We start from the raw sequence: 26,264 nt of genomic DNA, 5'->3' as shown, positions 1-26,264 counted from the left end.
AACGACTAGCATTGTTGTTTGGGCATTTTATTTACAAATATCTTTTTAAGAACCTTTGTGAGTTTTTTACGGCATTTAACTCACACAGAAATTTTCTATGTCAAACTCTACGGATAAAGCGCATCCATGGGCGCTCAATTATCAGCAATGGGGCAACGCTCTTGCCGAGCTTTTAGGACAAGAGGTTAGTACTCTCGATCCCGTCCTCAAAGACAGCACATTTCATATGGCAGCCCGTATTGCTGGTGAAACAGGGTATGATACCGAAGTAGATGCCGGTGATTTATGGAAAGCCGCTCAAGCTGGCAATAATAGACCCGATCATTATTTACACATTGCTCCTCAAACTTCTTCTTTGGCTCTTCTTACCCTTTTTAAATTAACGGGTGTTTCTATAACAGATGATAGTTCTCAGGCTTTACTTGCGCAGGTGCAAGGAGGCGTTACTCATGATGACTTAAATTCTGTTTTAAAAGATATTGATAAACCCAATCTGGGGCTTATACGCGGATTACGCGTAGCAGCGGGTAGGCCGCTTTCGGATGCGGTAGATGCGTTTATTTATGGCCCGGCTTATTTGGCAGCGTCTTTGACGTCTACAGCCAGTTATTATTTGCCCGATCGCTTGGCCTCTTTGCGTGGTCGATGGGGAGCAAGAGTAACCGACTGGTGGCCCGCACAAATTGCTCCCGAAACTGAAACGGTGGCCAATCGTTTAAATATTGTGTTGCAAAATGCCATTCAGGTTTTTGATGAAATGCCCGAGCAAAATATGGTGGCTACCAGCAAGGTGAATTTTGAATATGAAAAATCGGGTCGTCAGCATCCGGCTGCACGAGCCCAGGTGGCGGAAGATATTGGCCGCTTACGCGGTGTGATGGAGGCTCAGCCTACCGATGCCGATTTGGTGGGTTATTTAGAAACTAACCCCGAAGATAGAAAACGCGTTGAAGATCTGTTTTATTATATTGAGGCCTTTGGCAGTCGTCCTAATCGCCGGGCGGCATCCGAGTTTTTGGCTGTTTGGCAGAGTGGGGTTTTTGAAGAGCGCGCTACAAGCCCCATTGGACAAGCAACACCTCATTTCCCTCAGGTAGATGTAGGCAATAGAACGCAGGTTTTAGAATTTGTAAGAAGTATTGTGCCTCAGTTTTGGAGTAATTTAGATGAAGGTGATAGTGCACTTCTTGATGCAGAAATTTGGAAAATTTGGAGTGAAACACTCACTATTGAAGGGCTTACGGCTGATGATATCCGTACCGATTTGGATAAAACCCTTTACGATTATACCATGCCCCGTTTTATCTGGGGCCCCGAACATGTGCGTTTGCGTAAGCTCATTATTAGTTACCTGGCGTTAACGCTTCGCGATCAAGCTGCTATTCATTTTGCCAGCCATACAGTTGCCGACAGACTTAAAGATTTTGCCAATGATCCGCGTCTTGCGGCCTTAAGGTTGGTTTTGTTTTTACGAACTCAAGCCGATCCAAATGTTACAACAGCCGAAGTAGATTCATTTGGCAACAATGTAACTTATGTAAGCTTGGCCCAGCGTGAATTGGCAGCTTTAGAGCGTTTTCAGGCTGTAGGCTACGATTTTAGCCAGCTTACTCCCGAAGAAAGAGTACGCGTGGCTCGTAGCCTTACCACCCCTTCGCGTGGTGACCGTGTGCTGGGTTCTAAATCGTATGCTGCCGAGGCCAATAGAGTATTAATTGATGATACCAAAGGCAAGGTTGTGGATTACGTTTTGGGTGGAGGCATGGGTGGTATTATTTTGGGTGAATACGATTACGATCCTGTTTTTTTGATGCGTGTGGTGAAGATGGTTAAAGATAAATACGCCCAAACCGGTAAACCTGTGATTGTTGATTTATCGGGCGGCAATGTTTTTGGCGAGCTGATTGATGAAAAAGAAACCAAAAGCGAGTTGGTTGCCGAAGAAGCGCCCATAGAGCATTCAAGTTGGCGTATGTACGATGGGTACACGCGACCTGTGGTGGATATTATTCATGCCAAGGGAGATATTGAAAGAGCATTAACTACAAGCGGACGTTATCAGGCTGTTCTAGAAGAAGCCCACGGGATTGTGGCTACAGCTCTTTCTAATGTAGAGAATTGCAAAGTAGAGGTAGCGGGGATAACTCCGCCGCATCTGGTGCCGGCCAATGCAGCAGCCTACGACCCCCGTATAGAACAAATTTACCAAAATTTATCGCCTCCCGATAATTTAATTAAAATTAAACCGGGTGAGTTGCCCGATTTGCACGATATTTTGGATATCCGTTTTGATGCAGAGGGATCGCTGGTTATTACACCTAAAGGCTTTGGGATGGATAAATCATCGGTGTCTTTTAAAGCGCTTTTAAAATCGATGAAAATATTTGTGGATTATGGACCCGAGTTTAAAGCTTTAGTAGATGCCGGTCGTTTAGATGATGCTCATCGTTTATTGGGTGTTTGGTTTGCGCTTTCTCTTGTGGAACAACAAACACAAGTTGTTGTGAAGGGCTGGGACAATATTGCCGGCGACCAAAATCAACTTTTTGCTCCCGATCATAAAAGTCCTTCCGAATATCATATTCTTATAGGTCTTCTTTTAGGCAAAGGTCAAATTGCAGGTATTACGTATAAAGAAGAAATGATGCGTAATCCCATTGCGCGTTACACCTTTGGTGTGGGGCTACGTTATTCGCCTTATTTTGTGCCTCTTAACCGTGGTGATACCAAAGGGTCTATTGCTCGTTTAGAGCGTACCGCCGAAATGCTGGCTAGGCCTGGTGCTCCCAGTCTTATTCATTTTTTTCCGGGAACGCGCGCGCGCAAAGATTCTAAAGACGCAAGGGGTGCCCGCCAAGATGGTATTCAGGAACCTCTTAAAAAAGGTGGAGCCTGGCTTGCTGTAGATGCGGGGCTAGATGTTGTGCCTGTTCATTTGGAAGGTATTGGCAAGGTTACCGGAACAGGTGTGGATTTAAGAATTGGTACACAGCAAACCGTAACGGTACAAGTTGGTGAGCCTCTCCCTATTACAAATTATACCGGCATGAATAGAGATGAAGCGGTAGCGGTATTAACCGAAGATTTAAGAGTGGCCTGGCAAGATTTAGGAATACGTCTTAGTCCTCAAGACAGTGAACAAATACAAACGGTAGCAAGCCAAGGTAGCGAGGTGCTTCAACCACGCCAACCGGTTTCGCGTAATCCCCAAGAAGCAAAAAAACCAGTATCGCGACCTTTGCGTGTTTTTCAAGGCGTGCTGGGTAAAATTCATCCGGCCATTCCTACGGCACCTCTTGAAGCGTCCATGTATACGCCTCAGGAAAGAATGCGTTACGCTCTGGAATATGTGGGGGCAAAATGGGAACTGGTTAAAAAGCTGTTTGCACTTTTGGGCGGCTATACCTACCAAAACGATGCCGGATTAAGAGAACGATTTGGCCAGGGTTTAAAATACCGCGTGGCTCGTTTTTTGGGTTCTCTTTCGCGTGCGTTAGGCAATCAACCTTTTTCTCTCACACGTGGGGCCATTGCTGAAGCGGTAGATTCGGTTTCGCGTAATCCGCGCTATCAGTTGCCCGAGGTAGATAAGGCTGTGGTGGTAGAAACCTTAAGTGCTATTGCCAATAATTATCATTTTGAAGAAGTTCCCGAAGTCTTAAAGGCCCGTATTGCAGAATTGTACGGCCCCGCAGGGGCTGATGCTGTGGCTCGTTTTACACAATATACCCTCTATTATTTAAATGCCCTGGTGGAGGGCGCAGATAAAGCTTTAAAATTTAACACAAGCGATGTTGCTTTGGATGACGCTCCTGTTCGTGAAGCGCGTGATACCTACACAGCGTTATATCAACAAACTGTAGATCAAGCCAAAGAAGCGGGTGTGGTGCTGGATGATACAAGCTATGCCGTTGTGCGTGATGCACGCGAGAGCGTGTGGATTACTACGGGCCCTGTAAACGGAAATGAAGAACAAAACGCACGCTGGCAAGATTTGCTTGCTGCCGAGGCAAAGTTGGGGTCGTTGGTTGCGGAGGGCGCTTCTACAGCACAACTTGAGGCTGCGCGTTTTGATGTGCAAAAAGCCTACGAGCAGTATTCCCAAGTGTCGGGTTTGGCAGCCTCGCACGAAACGTTTAGTTATTTCGATCGTGCCGAGGTGGGTTACGCTATTCCTCATCATTATTTGGAATATGTTTTAACAAACACTTTTGGACGTACGTCTGAAGTTATAGGTATTTTGACCTTGCATACCCAATTACAAGAAGACAGAGGCAGTGATAATTTGGAATTAAGACAGCAGTATGTAAGTGCTGTAAGGGCGTTGTTAGACGTGCCCGGTAATGCACGCAGCCTTCAGGTAAATTTAATGGCTTTGTATGGTGCTCAGGATTTTTTACTAAAACATCCCGCCGATGAATTGCATGCAATAGTTGAACAATATGGAAATGATCATCCCGAATCAAAAAGTAATTATGCGCGTTATGAAAATGCTTATACCGATTATCATTCCTTTAGCTTAAGTTTACCGGCCAATCCTACCTACGACATGAGACTCACGCAAGAACGCTTACGGGGTGCTCTTATTACCGAAGCGGTGGCGTTATTTACTGGTGAAGCGGGTTTGCGTTTGGTTCCTGCTGCTATACGGTATGTGGGTGAAGCGGCGAGTTCTATGACTGGTATGGAAAGCGTTTTAGACGCGCATGCCCGTTATCAAACCGAAAGAAGAACTTGGGCGTTTGCCGAAAGAGAACGTCGTGAGGGGAATGTTGCCGATTATATTGATTATAGGCGTTGGAAAGCTGAAACCGTTTATGACTTATTCACCCAGGAGGCACAAGCGTTAAAGATGGTGGCCGATGGTTATGTGGCCGACATGGATGCACAATTGAAAGACGCTGGCATTAAAAACGGTGTGGCTCGTGTTACAGAATTAGCCGGTATTGTACTTGAAATTGAAGAGCTGAAAGCGACCGACAAAGCCACCAAAACAAATCAGCATGCCGATAGAATAACGTCTTTAACAGCCCAGGCTGCAACATTACGAGCTTCATTAAGCTCTCAGGAACAGTCGATGGAATTTGGTATCACGCGTTATATAAAAGGGCAAAGAGCCTGGGATAAAGCCATGACAGAGTTAGAACAGCATCAGGCTTTTCAGCTTTCTCATATCGACAATGTGGCCAATCCTCAACTCATTGAAGGTACCAATCCTCATCCGGGCCATTTGATTACTTACAACAGAAAATTGGAACAGGTGGCCTTAGCCACCACTAATTTGGTGGTGGGAGCGCAGCAAGCACGGCAGGGTATGGATCCTACTTGGAATTTATCGGCACCTTTAAGTTACATGATGACGGCTTTTACCGAAAAGCTGACGCCCACATACAATGCCAACACACATCGTGAGCGGGCACGCGATACTTTTGGACGTTATATTGGCGAATTTGTGGCGCCTGTTGTAACAGAAGGCGTGTGGATGTTAGAGCAAGGTTTACCTGCCGATGTCATTGCCGAACCCGTGGGGCGTTGGGGGCTTGAAACTAGCACTCGCTATCATCATTACCGCTTTTTAGATCGTACGCCCCAAGAGGCGTTGCCGGGTACGTTAAGTTTTTCAAATTCCAGCCATAACACCGGTTGGTGGGGTGATTATGGTCCCGAAGTGGCTCGCAAACCGCATCGTCCTCTCATGGCCAAACTCGATTTGGGTGAAAAAATGCCTCCTGGAATTGGTGCTGGAGTTTCTTTAATTGGTAGTCCTATGCCCAATACGCGTGAACAGGCTCCCATTACGGGCAGTGTGATTGATGTGATGACGCGGGGTGTGAGTACGGGTCCGCTCCTCCGGGCCGGTGGACAAGATACGCTCATTTATGGCGCGGCCACTATGGCTGTTCCTTCCGAATTAAGTTTAGATGCCATTGTTAATCCCGGTGATTTGCTGGATGTAGAACGTACTACCGGCATGGAACTTCCAGGATTTGGTAAATCGGTTGCTGCCATGCAAGGCGCGCGGGCTTTGCGTGGTACGGGCGCTTATGAAATGGAGCGTAACATTAAAAGAGGGGGACATAAAATTGGTTCTAAGCCCGATAAACCCATGGGCATGCGACCCGCTGAAGTTCATTACGTGGTAACACCTGTTGATGTGGATGCTCTTCCGGATGGTCGTAGCTTAATGACGGATGGTGTGCGTCCTTCTACGTTTACCAATAATAATATTGGAGAGCTCACTATTTTTGCCGATAACAATCGTGATATGGCCGATTTGGGGGCTATGAGAGTAGCTCCTTTGGTTTCTGGTCCCGATTCTCCCAATGGGCCCGATGATTTGAATGAAAGTGATCTTACGCCTCTTTCTCCTTCTGAAGGGGGTGCTGCAGTAGTAGATCTAGCGGCAGCAAGAGCTGCCGCTGTTAGCAGTCCCACGCCTACGGCGCGTGTTTCTTTTACAGATATACGGTCACTTGATGATCTGTACCGTGTTTTGAAAATAACCCCTGAGAGTTATGCGAATGACTATGAGCGTTACCTGGCCATCAGAAGGGCATTGGCGGTAAGCGACCCTTATAGCATTACACCTGTATTAGATCCTATTGTAAGGCTTATTTGTGCTAGTCGTAGTGCTTCTACGGTTGGTAATGAAGAAGCCCGTTTGCTTCTTAAAGTTACCGATCGTGTTTTGGCGGATGAGCAGATTTATGGTACCCGTGAAGTGGAATTATTAGCTCAAATTCATTTTATGGGTGTGCTTGTTGAAAGTGTTACAGATGCTGTTAAGAAGCAAGAATTAGAAACGCGTATTGCACAAGCCCGCGACCGTTTGGAAGAACTGCGTGATCGTGAAACGCGTGAAGAAGAACGATTAAGAGAAGTAAGAGGAAGGTAATATGCCGGGCAATCCTCCTCCAATTGGTTCTGTTACTTCCGGTGGACCTGTTTCAGATGTTGGAGATCCGCTTACTCCGACTGCATCTCCACCAGACGAAGGGCGTCCTGGGCTTATTCTACCGGTTGAAGATGAGTATGTTCCTCCTAGCTATCCCGAAGCTTTTCCCTCGCATTTAGTTGTAACCTCGTTTGGCGCAAACGGTATTGCCTATTCTAATTTAGGTGATGTTTATCAAATGCGCGTCAACGAATTTGGTGAAAAATATTATGCCACTATAGGTACGGGTATTCACAGCTGGCAAAAGCTGGCCGACTTTATTGGGGCGCGTGTTAACGATGCGAGTTCTTCAGGACGTGTTTTAAATTTTGAAGTAGACCAATATAATTTTAATACATTAGGTCCTAATCAATCTGTACTAGAACAATTACAAACGCTGTCGGCCACGTTTAGTGATGTAAGTTTTTCTGTTGTCATTCATGGTGACCCCATGGAAGAGCCACGCGTTTTGCTTTTTAACGGTGGAACTGTAAACGATGTGGTGCATGGAAATGTTTCTGGCTTGGTAAGCGGAGTGTGGGATACCAGAAAAGTTCAAGAAGGGATTACTGCCTTGTTAGAAAGTAATCCCGAGTTTAAAGCCTTATATACAGCACTGGTAGATATTTCTGCCGATTCCGGTGATTTAAGTTTGGGTGAATTTTTAGAAAAAGTGCGGGTACGCTTTAATACCTTGTCGTCTGTTCGTATTGCCGATAACCAAAGAACGCAAATTTTTGATAAGCTCGATTTACTTGTGAGTCAAATGCGTCAAGTTGCACTAAAAGCTTCAATCTCTGCACCGGTTACAGCAGGTTTTCAGTATTTTGATCCGGTATCCACTATTTTGCGACGTTACGAGCCTAACAACAGTGCCTCCAATCATGCGTTTTCTATTGGTGGTGGCGCCATGGTGGCCCAATTGCATTATGCCAGACGCCTTATGGATTTGGGAGAGCTCCCTTTAGATTTTAGAGTGACTGCATCATCCCGAAGACTAGCCCCTGTGTGGGAAGCCAACAACGAGGGAACTTTAATTGGAGCTTTTGGTGCTACTCCACTTAACCAGGTTGGACGTGGTATTTATTTTGTAAACGATGCTCAGAGAAATGCATATTTGGCAGAACATCCGGCAGAAGTTATTTATGTGAATACCAAAGCCAGTGAGCTGGTAAGTACTTTGGCCGATCCCGATTTTTTGCGCATTATTGCCCCCCACACAAAAGCGCTGGCAACGCCTGCCAAAGCTTACGATTTGCAGGGGCGCATCCCGTATTTGGTGGCGCACGAATATCTGGTACAAGCTGGATATCCCGATTTGGCCCGTGCCTTGGTGGTGGAAGGCGGTTATTTTAGTGCGCCCGATATTTTGGCGGGTAAGCCCGTGTGGATGACTTTTGCCGGTGAATCGGCCGAGGCGTTGGAGGCCATGAAGCATGTGTATACGCCGGCACAGGTGGGAGACAATGGAAGAGCTTTGTGGACAAATGGTTCGCTGATTAACGATGTGGAGTTTGTGCAAAGTTACGAAATGGCAGCCTATCTTATGGCGGGCGGCGCCAATAAAAATTTTCTTACCTATTACCTGGGAAGTTATTTCATGGACCGGGTGCTTGATTTAAGCGACGCCGATATCAATCAACATACTCTTGCTGCATTAAATCGCGAGTTAACCCAGGCCATACTGGAAATGATTGCGGCATCCGAAGAAATTATTGTGCGCATTTTGGCAGAAGAAGGTATTTCGGTAGATCACTTAAGATCACCGGATGGTTTACGGATGGATATCACCATGTGTTCACCCGAAGATTTCAAAGGAATGCTCGCCATTCGTGCTCGTTACCGGGCTATTCTTACCCAGGAATTCCCTGCACGACGTGTGGGGGCCTTAAAACAATTAATTGGCGATATTGTGAGTGGTCAAATTAAGAATGCCGATGGCACCGTAACGCCCGCGCAGGGAACGCGTAACCCGCGTGATGGTTATATTGATAAAGTAATTGCGCGTGCCTATGTTGATTTTCAGGTCAATGATATGGATTTTGAGAGTTTTAGAGACACTGTTTATCCCGAAAAATGGAAGGGCGATCGTGCACAGGAAGGCCGGCAGGGCGCTCCCCGTTTGGATGATTTTTCCGGTCGTGCAGGTTTGACGCTGGATCCTCTTTTTTATTTGGCCTTGGCGGGCTACCAAGGGCAAGACCCTGTTATTCCGCCCGAAGAAACCCGTACTGTTGAAGCTGCAGACGGGCTTGATGCGGTTTGGGGCTTACCCGATGAATGGGTGGAGCGTTTTCAGGGTGCTGTTTTGGAAATGAAAACGAATGTGGAGCTTTCGCGAGCTGGGTTAAGTCGCGGAAAAACGTTACCCGACAATTTTTTTACCCATGGTTTTGATAAAATTGTAACTCTGTTGGCCCAAATCAATTCGGATAGAGGCAATTATTACGAGGTAACACGGCGTTTGATGGTTTTACAATTTTGGCTTAGTCGTGCGCAGGGTTATTTTGAACGTCTTCAAGCCGAAGGAGGAGTTCTTACCCCAGAGCAAATAACCACCACCATGTATAACCTGGAAGTGACGCTTTCGGTGGCAAGCGGTATGTTTAAAGTTTCCACCACCACCGAGCTTTTAAGTTATTTGGGTAAAACCATTCAGGATACTTTTCAAATTGAAGCCGCTCTTAATCCAAAAGTTTTAAAAAAGCTGGGGCTTAACATGCCTCCCGATGAACGTCCGGTGTCGGCCGAAGCCCGTGTGCTGGCCCCTGCAGAGGTGGTGGAACTTTTTAGAACCATTACTCCCGATGACGATAACGACCCCGATCGTGATCCGCCGTCTGGAGGGAGAGTGTCTGTTGCGGCTCTAGCACCTGCTGCACCGGCGGCTGTTATTGCTTATCAAACTCCATCTTCTGGCGGCAATACTTCGGGTGGAAGCGGTACAACCTCGTCTCTGGTGCGTGTGTATGAGGAAAACCAGTTACATGAGTTTTCTAATCCTTATGAGCGTTATATGTCTTTTAGACGGGCGCTGGCGGTAAGTGGTACTGCAGAAGAAAATCGCTTGGTCGATAGTTTAAGTTTATCGGTACGCTTTTATATGCGATCGAGAACTCTGGGCAATGCCGAAATTGAAGTTGTGTTAAGAAGTTTGGAAGCGCTAGTAGCCGATAAACCCGATGATTTAGCCGATTTAGAGCAAAAAATGAGAGGCGCTAGCTTAATAGCGTTAGCTCAAACCGTGGAAAGCTTGCGTGTAAAGCGAGTTCAAATGGACGAAGCACGTCTGGCACAGGAAGAAGCCAGAGAAATTGAGCAAAGAGATGAAGAAACAAGTGAGCGGGAACGCGAGTTGTTAAGAGAGGCACGCTAATTTTATTTTGACAGTTTTGTATTAGTTTATTAGGGGTCACATTCTTTCTGGGGCAGTCTTTTAAAGGGCAAAATGGGCAAAGATGGTGTAGCACTGGGCACTCCTCCACGCGGAGTATCGCCCAACTTTTGGGAGCATCCCACACAAAGCCTGCCTCGTGAAAACGGATTTTATAATCCTGTTTTTTTGTACGGCTTAAGCGATGTGTATGCCGGACGTGTGCCCGTTAGCGGGCAAAATCCCAACTTAGAGCTTCAAAGCCCGTATCCTGTTTTAAATAAAAGCACATACAGCATTTACATTGTTGATGAAGCTCATCGTATACAAACCATTAAGCTTACCGATGATCCCGATGCCTTTGTGCGTGAACGGATTAATATTTTTGGCGATAAATTTATTGGATATGAAGATTCTTTTTCTACCACTCTTGTTGATAACGAAGGCAATCACCAAACAACGCAGATGCGTATTTATTATGTCAAGGGTCGTGGTGATCCATCAGATGTTGTAGCAAACGAAATTTTTGATTTGGTTGATGCCGACGACATCAATATGGTGTCGCGTTTGGAATTGCTCTATTTAAAAAGCCGCTTTGATACACGCCCTCCAGCCGAAAAACCACCCGCCGATTTTAGCCGCGATGCCCAGCTTTTTGCCTGGAGCAGTGTGCGCGGGCAAACTGGTGGATCGGCCGAAGCGCCGGCTATTATTACCCCGGTAGTCCAGTCGCCGTGGCTGGCACAGTGGATTGGGGCGCAAACTGTTTATGTAAAAGATGAAGGTTTGCAAAATCAGCGCAGCTTTAAGGTGCGCGGCGCCTTTAATTTTATGGATTACATGCGCCTGTGGGAAGAAGTGGTGCCTGCCGAAACACCGGTGGTGGCTGCTAGCCATGGTAATCATGCTCAGGGTGTTATTCGCGCTTCCAATTTATTGGGCTATCAATCGGCTCTTTTAGTATTACCCAACGATCCCCAAACCCAACGTAAAAAAATTGAGGCCTGTGCCGCTAACGGTGCCATTGTACTGTTGGCCGGACACGGTTTTCCCGAAGCGTTTGAAACAGCTCAGGCCATGGCAACTGACGGTGTTGCATCACAACTGGCTCTTATTAATGCCAAAGGGAAACCTATTTTATATTTACCTTACAATCCTGGCACCTGGGATGAAACGCAGGCTCGTATTGATAGAGCCACTGCCGAAGATCAACCGGTTATTTTGTATCCTGGCGATACCGTTCCACAATGGAGCGAGGTAAAACCATTACTGGTTCCCACTTACGATCATCCTCTAACCAGTGTGGGGCAAGGGACTGATGCCATGGAATTACTGGCGCAGGAGCCGTCACTGATACAAGGTGCTTTTGTGTATGTGGTGCCGTTTGGCGGCGGTGGGAAGCTAGCCGGTGACGGCACGTATTTAACATCTATTAATCCCGATGTGCGCGTAGTGGGTGTTAACGACGACAAAGCTCCTGTGTTTGAGCGTTCGCTAAGTTTAGGCCGGCTGGATGTGTGGCCCGAAGAATTTGAAATGGCCGAAGACCGTAATTTTGCCGATGGCACGGCAGTTCCTAACCCGGGTGTGTATACATTTAACCAGGCCATGCAAATAGGAGCCGAAGCAGCTATTGTCACCAACGATGAAGTGGCCGAAGCCTTGGTGCTGATGGATAGCCAGCCCTGGTACACCGCAAACGGCGAAAGCCGCGCGCGTCAAATTGAAGGCGCCGGTGCCAGTGCCGTAGCCGCTATGATGAATGGGGCTATTGGCAATATGCAGGGGCAGCGTGTGGTGCTCAGTGTATCGGGCAGCAATATTGATCAAAGCACCATGGACAGGGCCTATGCGTTAAAAGGCTGGATATTGGATGATCTCGATTTTTATCGCGGTATCACCTTGTGGCGCACCGCCTTGCGCATACAAGAAAATAGCGGTTTTCATATTGCTCTTTTAAACGAGCTTATTCAAACCTCCACCGGGCGCAACGAAATAAGAGCATTGCTCATGAGCGACGGAGCTTCGTGGAAAGAGGCATCAAGCCTTGATGCTTTAAGACTTGAAACGCTTGATGGCTTTTTGGACGGTAAATGGAAAGAAGTAAAAGCGGTGGTGGAAAAAGCGTTGGGTGCAAGTGATTTTGTATATATAAAAGAAAATCGCTCCATGATGTTGAATGACCCTCAAGTATTGGCACGTGTGATGCCCCAGCTTTTTGGTTTTTATAAAGGACAGATCAGTGCTTCCGAGATGATTGAAAAATTAGCGTTTTGGTACGATGTTTTTATGAGGCGTTCGCCAAATGCGCAGGCCGACAATACAGTAGATGCAGAGTTAAGGCCCATTGAGGTTGATTTTGATAGAAAAGTTCAAAATCCTTTTCCTACGCTTGCCGATGAAATTTATTTTAGAGATTTAAACCGTCAGCAAATTGAAAAAAGACAGGCCGGTTTTTTGGATTATTACCGTGAAGTGAGCGGTAATGCAGAAGCCACGCAGGAGGTTTTTGACCAAGCCTATACACAGTGGAATCCCTTTATGGCTTGGGCTTCTGCAGAATTACCGGTGGATGACGATTTGATGCGTTTTTCTTTTTTGCGCTCCCTTCAAATGAATACAGAAGCGCATCGTGTAAGTTTTTTAAATTTAGAAGGTGCTCCCGATGTGCAAGGGAATCCCATCAATATTTATACCGAAGTGCATCAACCAACAGGATTTTCGCGCGGTGTAGTGATGCTGGTGCCGGGTGGTTACGAAACAGTGGCCATGTATAATCAGGAAATAGATCGCTTTGTGGCCGAAGGTTATACGGTAGTGGCGGCCGATGTACGAGGAGACGGTTTTTCGGGGAAACCTCTGGGTGTGGGTGGCTACATGGATTCGGCCGGGAGTACGGTTCACGATTTATCCCGTGTGTTGCTCTACATTCAACAAGATGCTCGTTTAAAAGATTTGCCTTTGGTGGGTTATGCCTACTCGCGCGGCGGTTTGCTGTTAACGCTTTTATCACAGTTGCATCCCAAGGCGTTTAAGGCCATTTGTTTATTGGCTCCTGCGTTGCGTTTAAGTGAATACAGCAAAAAATTACTTCCCGAAAATTTGCCGCCGGGAGTATCACGTGATTATTTTAGAAGAATCAGCCGCAGTATTATTGTGCCGGGCACAGATACTCCCATCGATTTCATGCGTTTTATTCCGTACCAGCCTCAAGACTGGATGGCTAGAGGGTTTACGGTTAATTATCAACTAGGCAACACCAGCGCTACTGTAGCCGATGCTTATCTTTATTCGCATGCTTTGGCCGATGATGGTCATCTGTCACCCACGCCGGTGTTGGTAATTCATGCTTCCAACGATCATTGGACTGGAAATGATGATGTGGTGAATGGGGCAAGAGAAGTTTATCAGCACGTGACCGATTTAAAAGTGGATGGGTCGCATACTGTTCGCTGGCATGCAGATGTGATGGATGCTGTTATTTTACCGGCCATCCTGAGAGCGTTTGAGGAAAAACCTTCTCCGCCCCCATCCGGAGGGGGAGGAGGCGGGGTGGAAAGAGGTGCAGATGGAGAAGTGGTAGTGCCCACCCCTGTTGAAGCCGCAAAAATAGGTCCCGGTTCGTTAGCTGATTTGTATGAAGAGTTGGGTGTGAAAGTGGATAGAAATACGCCGGAGTATGAACGTTATCTGGCTTTAAGGCGTGCTTTAGCAGTAAGAGGCGATGAGGTTTTATTAAACAGAGTGAATACAATAGCGGATACGGTTCGGCTTTATTTGCGATCCACTCTTGTTGGAGATACAGAAGCCAAACTTATTTTAGCTACTGTGGATGCCGGTTTAAAAGCCGATACTCAAGATTTAAAAGAATGGCATGATAAAGTGAGTGAAAGGGGTCTTTTGGCACTTGCCGGTTTAGCTGTACGCGTCAGTGAAGAAAGAAAAGCGGCGGAAAGATTGATGCTTATGGCCGAAGAAGCACGTGCCGCGGAGGTTAGAGAAGAAGAGAGGGACAGGAGACCGTTGGAAGTAAAGTAAAAGCCAGCCTTGACAGTTGGCTTGTAATTTAATAGCGCGAAAAGTTCTGGGCAGAATTTAAATCGCAAAAACAAACGTAAAAAACTAGGAGATACTATGCCAGGGATTACTATTGGGGTACCAACAGAGGTTAAAAATAACGAAAGTCGTGTGGGCTTAACGCCGGAGGCGGTAGCGGCTTATGTAGCGGCAGGCAATACGGTGTTGGTGCAAAGCGGCGCGGGTATAAAAAGCGGTTTTACCGACGATGAATATCGCGAAGCGGGTGCTACCGTTGTGGCAACAGCCGAAGAAGTTTTTAAAGGCGCCGATATGTACATTAAGGTGAAAGAGCCTTACGGTGACGATTTAAAATATCTCGAACAATACGGACGTGGAAAACTTTTATACACCTATTTACATTTGGCCAGCGGCCCCGCTTTAACTCGCGATCTCATGCGTTTTGGTGTAACCGCTGTTGCTTACGAAACCGTAAAAGACGGCAATGGTCGCACGCCATTACTGGCTCCTATGAGCATTGTGGCCGGTGTTTTAGCGGCTGATAAAGCAGCTTACTATTTAACAGCTCCGGCCGGAGGTAAAGGGATTGCCATGGGTGGCGTTCCTGGAACCAATCCTGCCAAGGTGCTCATTGTAGGTGGTGGTGCTGTGGGTTTGGCCGCTGCACAAAAAGCGGTGGGTATGGGCGCCGATGTGACTATTTTAGATGTAAGCCCTGCGCGTGTTCGCTACCTTAATAATTTCTTTAATCGCCCCATTGCTCGTGTGCTTGATGCTTCGGTTAATCTGGATGATCTTGTGGCGGCTTCCGATGCGGTAATTGGTTCGGTGTATATCCATGGAGCTAAAGCGCCTCAGCTTATTACTCAAGATGCTGTTGCGCGCATGGCACCAGGCAGTGTGGTGGTAGATGTGGCGATTGATCAAGGTGGGGCTATGGAAGGGGCGCGTGCCACAACACATTCCGATCCCGTTTATACAACAACCCATGGTGTTATTATTTATTCTGTTGCCAACATGCCCGGTTCGGTAGCGCAAACATCAACCCTTGCTCTTAACAATAGTACGCTTGAGTACGGTTTAGCATTAGCGGCCGGTTGGCAAGAAGCCGTGGCTGCCGATGCCGGTTTATTAAAAGGCTTAAGTGTGTATGACGGTAATTTGGTTGATCCTGCCGTAGGCAGTTCTATTGGTGAGCCCGTGGTACCGTTTGTTCCTTCTGTTGTTGTTGATGCCCCAGCACCCGCACCTGCCATTTCGTTAACTCCCGATGCCCAGCGCGCTGCAGACCGTACGCTGGCTTTGGCTCAAAGTCATCCGTTATTTGATGGGATTATTTGGAATGACTTAAAACCGGTGCTGGCTGCTTTTTATGCAAACCCAGACGCGCAAGAAATTTTGGAGCGTTTATACGAAGATCCAATTCGTCTTTATGAAGCGCTAGAACAAGCCACTGGCCGTTACGATCTTTCGGTGAACATGGCCGATTATTTGGATGCCCGCACGGTATTTTCAACCGACTTTGCGATTCCTTTGTATATTTTGGCTGTATCCGATAATGCTGCATTACTGGATGTTGTTGCCGATAATGTAGAGGATGCCAAAGAAAAGCAAATGAGTTGGCGTGGTTTTGTGTGGGATACTCCTGCAGAAGCTCCAAACATTGAGTTAGCGCGAGTTTTATTGGGTATAGTTCCTGGTTTAGGTTTAAAACCAAAAGCTGTAGATGCGCTTTTTGATGCTGCGCCCGCCAATACGGATGTTACAGTAAAGCCGGCCCCCGTACCAGCCCCTGAATCATCGCGATTGAAAGATATTTACGACAAAGTTTATTATTCAGACGGTGACTATCCAAATGATTACGAACGTTACCGGGCGCTATTAAGAGATGTGGCTGCTCGAGGGACATTTGTAGATTATAAGCTGGTTACCGATTTATCGAAAGCCGTTAGAGATGCTTTGGGTTCTACGCAACTAGGTGTGGACGAAGCCTCGCTGGTTTTTGAGGTGTTGGGTTCTGTTTTGGATAGAGACCAGGCTTTAGTTTTATCCACCGATATTGACGATATTCGTGCTCAGGCTTTAGAGCAGCTTGTTGTTGATTATGCGCGTCGTCGGGCTGCTGAAGAAGCAAAGGTAACTGCCGCTAAAGCTGAAGCCTTATTACGTGCCGAGGAAGAAATTGATAGGGTAGAAAGAGATTTAGTAGAGAGAAAATAAATATATAAAATCACGCAACTTTTTTGATGCTAATCCGATAATCCCCTATCCTCCCAGGGCTGGGAGTTAGAATAGGGAAAGTATGCCGGGCATTGAATTATCTGAACATTTAAGTTCCCAATTATGGGCCATTATTCCGTCGTTGCCACAAGCTCAGGCCGATATGGCTCGGGATGCTTTATCTGCCTTAACAGCAGCTCAAAACGAAGATGATGTTCGTGCTGTTGCCGACGCGCTTTTTTTAAACCCGAATCCCAGTCTTCATCAAATTGGTGCCGATTATTTATATACAGCTGTACCCCTTAAACCCGGCGCCTTGAGATCATCCACTTCTTATACCCTTCCTCTTTTATTGCGAGATATTACCGGTCCTTTAACAAGCAAACAAATGGCAACACTGTTAAGATTTTTGCCGGCCACAGGGGCGCGTGTATCCGGTGTGGAATATCGCGATGGGAATTGGCAGGTATATTTATTGCCGGCCAATACACCCAATGCCAATTTAGAAAGTTTTGAAGACAGAACTCAAGATGGTTTTGAGCGTTTTGTAAGCGAGCTTGCCAGCATTTTAGGTTATTTGGCCGATAGCGGGATGATCAGTAAAGAGGACGTTTTTAATATTGTGTGTGATTCTGAGTCTTTTAAACAGACTCCGGGTGGTGGTTTGGTGAGAGATTTGAGTAAACGTTATTCTTTATATTACCTGGAACAAGATCCTGTGAGTGGCCGCTATACGATTTTGGATTACAGTGCAGATCCCTTAGAGGCAGAATGGCGGGCGGGTGATATTAGTTTTGGTATGGATGATTCCGATTTTGCTGAAATAGAAGAACAATCGCGTGTTATGCAGGGTGAGCCCAGCATGGCGCAAATGAAAGATGCTGCGGCACATGGTATTGGTCAGTGGATAAAAGGTAAAATTGATTTGGCCGCTCCTCTTGTTTTTAATGCATACGATTTAAGAACTCGTTTAACTGATTTTGCCTTGAGTATTGGAGCGTCTCATTCTTTACAAAATATTATCTCAGCCCTTTCTAATTTAATAAGTTTTTTAAATGAGAATGAAGGAAGATTTGATGTTTTTCACAAAGCAGATGCAGCGACCTTAATGGAGGCTTTGAAGTACATGCAACGAGAATTAACAGCTCTCAATGCTTGTACGAGTGAGGCCGAGCTTCAAGAGTGGTACGATAATTTTGCCACAACAGACGGTTTAACAGAGGAGATAAAAAAATCGGCACGAGGTTTGGTGAGTAGGGAATTGGCCAAGCTGAGGCCGCAGCGTGCAGATGCTGAACCTCAGCCACGAGGAAGAATTGAGTTTGGCGGGACGGCCGATAATGTTGATCCTCCCGCTGTTTTTACAGTAAGTCCCGAAAGTGCATATCCTAGATCGTTAGAAGACCTATTTCGCATGCGGCATATTGCTACCGAAGGACAAACATCTGCGGCCCAATATTTAGCTTTGCGCCGGAGCTTGGCTGTAACTCCCGATGACTTTTTATTGCAAATGCTTGGTCAGGCAGAACAAGTTTTTCATCCTGAAAGCGGATTACTGAGTGATGCAGAAGCCAATGCGGTGCTTAAAACCCTGGATGCTGTTTTATTAGGCAATACCACGTCGTTAGATGCTTTGGTACAAACAGAATTGGTGAGCCTTGCTTCTCGTTTAATTGAGGATCGTAAAGCGCTTGATGTTGTAAGGCGTGCAAGCGAAACAGCAACCGATGTACTGGAAAGGGATCGCAAAGAACGCGAAACAGTACGTGATCCACGAGTGCCGTAAGTAAAAATTTATTTAAGTATATGATTTTACTTTATTTTATTTAATTTCTTTTTACGCAACTTTATTGTTTAGTTTGCCGATAATTAAAGTAAGAACAAGTATTTGGGCAAAAATTAGGGAAAGGACACTTAAGACGAGGTCCTTTCTATGCGTTATTTTTTAAATCGTTTTCATCTTTTATTTATCCCCTTTATATTTTTATTCACTTTCAGCTTCTCACAAGCGTATGCGGCATCGGGAGATTTAGATTTAAGTTTTGGAACTTCTGGCCGGGCTGAATATATCTTTGATTTTGTTTACCAGCCTCCAATTGGACAAGATCCCGCAGGTGTTAATTACTCAATTTTATCCGACAATCTAGATGGAGCTTGGATTGTGGGGCAATCTTATGACTCAAAGGAATTTATCTACTTGGCGCATGTTTTGGAAAGTGGTGCCCCAGATTTAAACTTTTACAGGCACAATTTTTATCGACAAATAGAGATTGATACAATTCTAAATGTGCCTCCAATAAGCGATTATTCGCTAATTTCCCTGCGTTCTGAACCTGGTCCTCTTTTACAAAATCTTCTTAATCCTGACTTTATTGAAATAACAGGGGTATTTGGTTTTACTGGTGCCGAGCAGTTTTACCGCGTGCGCTATGATACTGTCCAAGATACGTTAAATATTAAAAAAGTAACCATTCGATTTCCTCAGGGCGGCTCTTTGGTAACACTTAATGCACATTCATTAACAGCAGCTTTGTCTACTGAAAGTGGAGGCCAATTATATTTGGGATGGGTTGAATCTAACGGCACGGCAGTATTCCCTACCCGACAAATTTTATTAAAATTAAATTCTCTTGGCGGATTGGATTCAAATTTTGGAGAAGATTACGATTTAAATGGATCGCCGGATGGGTTTGTGTTTTTAGATAGTATTTTACCACAGCTTTATCCTGCTCTTGCTTCTCAAGCTGTGGTGTCAGATATGAGGGATGGAGCCAATGGAAAAATAAGATTACTGACGACTTTTGACGGAGAAAGAGATGTTCTTATTTTTCAACTTAATTCAGATGGCCACTTAGATACTACTTTTGGTTCGTCAGTTATTGGTGGAGTCCCTAGGTCTGCCGTGTTATGGCAAGCTCCATATCCTGTAAAGCCTACCGTTAAATTTAAAGAATCTAGTGATCATCGATGGATTGTAGCTGGAACAGATCCAGACCCCGTTTATAATCAGACGGCTACTTATCAAAAGTTTTTTTTGGGTGCACTTCGTGCTGATGGAACGCTTGATACTTCATTTGCACACTCAGGCTTTCTTCTTATTAATCTCCCTATACTTGTTACAAATTTTGATAATTATGTGTCTTTAAACAATCTTTGGATTGATGCTTCCGGCAATTTTATGGTGTTGGGGAGTCAATACGTGGAAGATGGATATTTACCTGGAGCTCCCTATATGGAAGGGCATATTTTTGTTGCCGCTACTGATTCGCTAGGTGTTCCTAAAGAGGGGGGTGCTTTTTATCGGGGTCTTGTATCCCAAGATTTTAATCCCCAGGGTGGTGGTGACTACGTAGTGGGTTCTATCTTAGATTCTGAAAACCGATTGTTGGCATTGGGAAATTTTGAATCTAATGAGTACTATGATGTTACAAATGCCTTAAGGATAGTTATTGAAGATTGTGGCAATGGCGATAAAGAAGCTGATGAAGTATGCGATGATGGTAATCTTGACGATAATGATGGTTGCGACTCTCTTTGTAAAAAGGAATTTTGTGGCGATGGAGTGGTAAACGGCATTTATGGTGAAAGCGCTTGGGTAGATGAATGCGATGATGGCAATAATATAAATGGTGATGGTTGTTCTTCTACTTGTATTTTAGAACGTTGCGACGATGGTGTTGTGAATATTGATGGAACAACGGGCGTTTTAGATGAGTGTGATGATGGAGGAAACTTAGATGGTGATGGTTGTTCGGCCAGTTGTAAACGTGAGTTTTGCGGCGATTCCCGCATTAATGGTATTTATGGCAGAGCGGGTTGGGTAGATGAATGTGATGATGGCGATACCGATAATCATAATTTTTGCAAATCGACCTGTCAGTTTAATGTGTGTGGTGATGGGGTTGTGCAAACTGTAGCAAGTCCCACTGATCCTGCCGATATAGAACAATGTGATGATGGTAATACAATTGTAACCGATAACTGTGTGGCCTGCAAACAGGCTGTATGCGGGGATGGTGCTGTATGGAGTGGTCATGAAGGTTGCGATGATGGAAATCAAGACCCTATGGATGCGTGTGTATCATGTTCTATTGCTCGTTGTGGTGATGGGCATCTTTGGATAGGTCATGAACAATGTGACGATGGCAATTTGGTTTCGGGTGATGGTTGTGATGCAAACTGTCTTTCTGAAGATCCCTGTAATGGTCTGGATGATGACGGAGATGGAATTTATGATGAAGGTTCAGGCGGTGATTCGGACGGTGATCATTGGGGTGATGCTTGTGATAATTGTCCATCAATAGTAAATCTAGGCCAGGCAGACGTGGATGGAGATCATGTAGGAGATGTTTGTGATGTGGAAGAATGTGATGGTGAGGATAATGACGGGGATGGATTGGTAGACGAAGATCCTGTAACTAATGGTGGTTTTCGCGATGCCGATGGCGATGGTATCTCCAATTTTTGTGATCGAGAAATATGTAATGGCATAGATGATAATGGATACAACGGTGTGGACGAGGGATTTCCAGATACCGATGGCGATGGTTTTAAAGATTGTATCGATATTTGTGCCGGTGGGGATGATACCAAAGATGCTGATGGCGATGGGATCCCCAATAAATGTGATTTAGAAAAATGCAACGGGCTTGATGATAATGGAGATGGTAAGTCTGATGAAACTTTTGTTGATACCGATAGTGATGGTTGGGGAGATGAATGTGATAATTGCCCCAAGGTTGAAAACGATTTGCAAAAGGATACAGATGGTGATGGCTTAGGCGATGCCTGTGATCCACGACCTGTTTGTGGAAACGGTATTGTAGAAAAAGAAGATTTGGGATCAAAATTCACTCCAGCTGATGATATTGTGGCCGAAGAATGCGATGATGGGAATGATATTAGTGGAGACGGGTGTGACGCCTGTCAATTTGAATGTGATGTGCCAGAAACTATAGAAGGTTGTAAGTTGCCAGGTGCGATGCTTGAGGTGTGCGAAGTAACGCAACGTATTTGTCGTGATGATCATTCGTGGTCGGCCTGTTCTATACGGCCTGCATCCCAGGGAACGGCTTGTGAAGGCCCCGACAAATGCCAAGCCTATGCGTGCAATGCCACCAGTGAATGTGTGGGATCTCCCATCGAAATTCCCGCTTCGGATAATACGTGTGTGACAACATCGTGTGTGGCGAGTGAAGGGATTATCACAACGCCCGTGGCCGATGGAACAGCATGTGGTTCAAACGATAACTGTACTACTTTTTCTTGTGCGTCTGGCAATTGTGTAGGAACACCTATAGAAGATCCTGCAGATGACGATACTATCCCTGAATGTGAAGAAAAATGTGGTGATGGTGATATTAATGCCGAACTCAATGAAGAATGCGATGATGGTAATAATCAAAATGGTGATGGTTGCTCCTCGGTGTGTAAGCTTGAACCTGTACCCGGTGTAGAGAGTGAAAATGATTGCATTGCTGTTGGTGGTACTTGGAAACCATCAATTGGTCAAATTATTGAAGAAGGTAAGGAAGATTTAACCGACAATAGTGTTGTTCTTGAAGGGGATGCAAGCGCTGGTGTTTGCCATAGAGCCGAAGCTAAATTTGTGGGTGGTTGTGCGGCGAGTATTGTACCAATAGGTACGTTTCAAGCAATTCCACTCTGGTTTTTGATAGTGATTGCTTTAGGTTTTGTTCCTATTATTTTCCTGAGAGTTACAATAAGACGGCACTGAAGACTTAACTATTTGTAATTACATAATATTTTATACTTTAAAGAGAGCTTCGCCCTATTTAAAGTATTCACAGTAAATTCACGCAACTTTTTCTTTTCATCACCGATAAAACAGCATAAAGCATTAAAAAAAGCTGGGCATGCTTTTTAAAATTTTCGCAAAAATGTGAATATGAAAGTTGTTAACTTCATTCTGTATGCATGCGTTTTCATGGCTATTTGCTTTACGGCTCAAGTCTCTTATGCCGGTGTGTGCGGTGACGGCCATCTTGATGTCGGTGAAGAATGTGATGATGGTAACAATATTGACGGTGATGGTTGCCCCTCTAATTGCCGCCCTTCCTGCGGTGACGGTACCAAACAAAGTTTTGAAGAATGTGATGATGGTAACAATGCTATTGGTGATGGCTGTAATCCTATTTGTCAAATAGAAGAATGTGGCAATGGGCGAGTAGATCCTCGAAAAGAAGAATGTGACGATGGCAACAGGAATGATTTAGACAGTTGTACCAATCAATGTACTACGCGTGGTGGTTGTGTACCGGGAAAGGTAAGAGAGTGTACCGACTATGTTACACAAGATTATACCGGTGGAACCACACCAGTTGAAGGTGTTTGTGCCCGCTGGGAACAAAAGTGTATTGGTGATGCCGGTTGGGAACCTTGCCAGCTGGTTGATGTTTCTACTCCCACACAGCCCCCATCCGAATGTGTTATTGTAGAGTGTGATCCTGAGTTAGGTGTAGTAGAAACCTTTGTTTCTGCAGGAACAGATATAGGCATTTCGTCCGATGGATGTACACGGCAGGAATGTGATGGGAATGGCGGTATTGTTGATATTGACAGAACACCTGCCGAAGGAGCTCCATTATCTTGCTTTTGTCCCAATGGTATTGTGGGAGATTATCCTGGTGAAGAATGTGATGATGGAAACAACAATAACAACGATGAATGCTCTAATTCTTGCAAAAAAAGAGAAATTTGCGATGGAAAAGATAACGATGGTGATGGTGATGTTGATGAAGGTTATCCTGATACCGACCGTGATGGTGTAAAAGATTGCATAGATATTTGCCCGGGTGGTGATGATAAAGCCGATGCCGATCACGACGGCAAGCCTGATTTTTGTGACCCTGAAATATGTAATGGCAAAGACGACAATGGTATAAATGGTATTGATGAAAATTTTCCTGATAGTGATGGTGATGGTGTAAAAGACTGTATAGATATTTGTGCGGGTGGTGATGATCATGCAGATGCTGATCATGATCAAAAGCCCGATTTTTGCGATCCGGAAGATTGTAATGGAATTGATGATAACGGTATAGATGGGATTGACGAAGGTTTTCCTGATAGTGATGGTGATGGTGTAAAAGATTGCATGGATATTTGTGCGGGTGGTGATGATCATGCAGATGCTGATCATGATCAGAAGCCCGATTTTTGTGATCCTGAAGCTTGTAATGGGATTGATGATAACGGCATAGATGGCATAGACGAGGGTTTCCCTGATACCGACGGCGACGGAGTGGCCGATTGCGCCGATATAGAAGTATGCGATGGATTTGATAATGATGGTGACGGTAAAATAGATGAAGGCTTTCCCGATTCTGATCACGACGGGGTAAAAAACTGTTTGGATATTTGCAAAGGTGGCGACGACCATGCCGATGCCGATCATGATGGAAAGCCCAATTTTTGTGATCCCGAAATTTGTAACGGTATTGACGATAACGGGATTAGAGGCATAGACGAAGGTTTTCGCGATAGCGACCACGATGGCATTGCCAATTGTATGGATGTGGAAATTTGCAATGGAATTGATGATAATGGGATTAATGGCATAGACGAAAACTTTCCCGATACTGACGGCGATGGTGTAAAAGATTGTCAGGATATTTGTGCTGGAGGCAATGACAGTGCCGATGCTGATCAGGATCAAGTTCCTGATTTTTGTGATCCTGAAATTTGTAACGGTATTGACGATAACGGGATTAATGGCGTTGATGAGGGCTTTCCAGATGCCGATGGCGACCATATAGGCGATGCTTGCGATGCTCCCGATTGTGGAAATGGTATTAAAGAAGAGCCGGAAGATTGCGATGACGGTAATGATGATAATACGGATGAATGCTTAAATAACTGTACTTTTCCCGTTCCTGTAATTCCAAATATATGTGGCGATGGTGTAGTAGGAGATGAAGAAGAATGTGATGGAACAGCCTCTTGTAAAGAGGATTGTACTTTAATTGTTTGTGGTAACAGTGTGGTAGAAACCGGTGAAGAATGCGATGATGGCAATAAGCTAAATGGAGATGGTTGCTCCTCTACATGCACCACTGAAGAAACACCAGATGAACCTTCGGAAAACCCCGATACTCCGGTAGAGCCTACTCCCGCTATTGATAACGAAGCCGATTGTTTAGGTGCCGGTGGTACCTGGACTCCCAGTATTGGCGATATTTTAGATCAGGGTGAAGCCGATCCCGATCACAATCAAATAGTTTTTGATCAAACCAGCGTATCGGGTGCTTGTAGCGTGGCCAGCCTTAATTTTGTGGGTGGTTGTGCAGCCAGCCTTGAACCTGTGGCACATACCGATTTATCACCTTTAGTTCTTATTGTAGTTACTTTAGTTCCTCCCTTTATTTTACGCTTGCGTAAAGAGCGCTATTAATATTTTTTAGTGATTGCCAAGTTATTTTAAGCATGACAAGTTTGGCGCATGCCTGCCAGTACGCTGTCTATTTTAGAGCCTAAAAACGTGGTGTCGGTTACCGAGCTGACACGCGATATTAAAAATCTGCTTTCCGATAATTTTACCGATGTATGGGTTACTGGTGAAGTGTCTAATCTCAAACTTTCGGCCAATGGCCATACCTATTTTACACTGAAAGATGCCGGGGCTTCTGTATCGGCCGTCTTTTTTAAATACTCCAAGCAATATAAAAGATGTGAATTGGAAGACGGTATGGAAGTAACGCTTCATGGTCGCCTTAGCGTGTATGAGCCACGTGGGCAATATCAACTGGTTGTTGATTTTGTAGAACCCAAGGGATTGGGAGCTCTCATGATGGCCTTTGAGCAGTTAAAAAAGAAATTAACCGACGAAGGTTTGTTTGAAGAAAGTAATAAAAGAGAACTTCCGCTTATGCCGCGCCGGGTGGGGCTTATTACTTCGCCACAGGGAGCTGTAGTACACGATATGGTTACTGTGATGCGCCGGCGTTTTCCAAATGTAGATATTGTGTTGTACCCGGTTACGGTTCAGGGTGAAGGTGCTTCTCAGGCTATTGCTAAGGCTATTGGGCACATGGATACAATCCCCGATATTGATGTGCTTATTGTGGGCCGCGGGGGAGGTTCTATGGAAGATTTGTGGGCTTTTAACGAAGAAATATTAGTGCGCGCTGTGGCCGCTTGTAAAAAACCTATTGTATCGGCTGTGGGGCACGAAACCGATTTTACGCTGTGTGATTTTGCTGCCGATGTACGAGCTCCCACTCCTTCTGCTGCGGCCGAGCTTGTAATGCCTCTTAAAGAAGACTTATTTCGGCGTTTGACGGAGATAAAAATTGTACTTATTCGTTCGCTGCAGCTTTTTATTGAGAGAGAATCCGAAACTTTAAAACACTATAAAAAGAGTTTAAAAGATCCGTTGCAGGTTGTGGATGACCATGTGTTGGATTTAGATAATAAAACCCAAAAAATGATTTTAGTGTGCCGCCATTATTTAAAAATTAAAATGATGGAATTTATGCAAACTAAAACTCAGCTTTTAGGCTTATCGCCCATGGCACCACTGGAAAAGGGTTATGCTATTATTTATAACAACAATAATCAGGTGGTAAAAACTACCGCCGGTCTTAAAGAACAAAACGAATACACTGTGCATTTAAAAGACGGCAAAAAGACGGTTCGTTTGGCTTAAAGCGGCTTGACCGCCCCTTTGTAACGCGCTAT

General features: G+C 45.2%; 8 protein-coding genes. All 8 read left to right on the top strand.

From position 1 onward, the window contains the following. Nucleotides 1-97 precede the first annotated feature (97 nt). Nucleotides 98-6,895 carry a 1-acyl-sn-glycerol-3-phosphate acyltransferase gene (locus K1X76_01895; protein MBX7147811.1) on the top strand — a complete coding sequence of 2,266 codons (6,798 nt, stop codon included), beginning with the start codon at nt 98-100 and terminating at the stop codon, nt 6,893-6,895. 1 nt (nt 6,896) lies between these two features. Then, nucleotides 6,897-10,310, top strand: a complete 3,414-nt coding sequence (locus K1X76_01890) for a hypothetical protein (protein ID MBX7147810.1) — start codon at nt 6,897-6,899, stop codon at nt 10,308-10,310. A gap of 72 nt (nt 10,311-10,382) precedes the next feature. Then, nucleotides 10,383-14,345, top strand: coding sequence for a pyridoxal-phosphate dependent enzyme (locus K1X76_01885; GenBank protein MBX7147809.1), 3,963 nt, complete (start codon nt 10,383-10,385; stop codon nt 14,343-14,345). A 105-nt stretch (nt 14,346-14,450) separates the two neighbouring features. Next, nucleotides 14,451-16,565, top strand: a complete 2,115-nt coding sequence (gene ald, locus K1X76_01880) for an alanine dehydrogenase (protein MBX7147808.1) — start codon at nt 14,451-14,453, stop codon at nt 16,563-16,565. 82 nt (nt 16,566-16,647) lie between these two features. Continuing rightward, nucleotides 16,648-18,351, top strand: a complete 1,704-nt coding sequence (locus tag K1X76_01875; protein MBX7147807.1) for a hypothetical protein — start codon at nt 16,648-16,650, stop codon at nt 18,349-18,351. A 147-nt stretch (nt 18,352-18,498) separates the two neighbouring features. Next, nucleotides 18,499-22,302 carry a DUF4215 domain-containing protein gene (locus K1X76_01870; GenBank protein ID MBX7147806.1) on the top strand — a complete coding sequence of 1,268 codons (3,804 nt, stop codon included), beginning with the start codon at nt 18,499-18,501 and terminating at the stop codon, nt 22,300-22,302. Between the two features lie 171 nt (nt 22,303-22,473). After that, nucleotides 22,474-24,978 (top strand): DUF4215 domain-containing protein, encoded by a 2,505-nt coding sequence (locus K1X76_01865; protein ID MBX7147805.1) that lies wholly within the window; start codon nt 22,474-22,476, stop codon nt 24,976-24,978. 48 nt (nt 24,979-25,026) lie between these two features. Continuing rightward, nucleotides 25,027-26,232, top strand: coding sequence for an exodeoxyribonuclease VII large subunit (gene xseA, locus K1X76_01860; GenBank protein ID MBX7147804.1), 1,206 nt, complete (start codon nt 25,027-25,029; stop codon nt 26,230-26,232). The last annotated feature ends 32 nt before the right edge of the window (nt 26,233-26,264 follow it).

Source organism: bacterium (genome assembly GCA_019695305.1).
Classification (GTDB): domain Bacteria; phylum UBA10199; class UBA10199; order UBA10199; family JAIBAG01; genus JAIBAG01.
The sequence above is the reverse complement of the archived record's forward strand: the minus strand, read 5'-3'. Positions and strand labels throughout refer to the sequence as shown.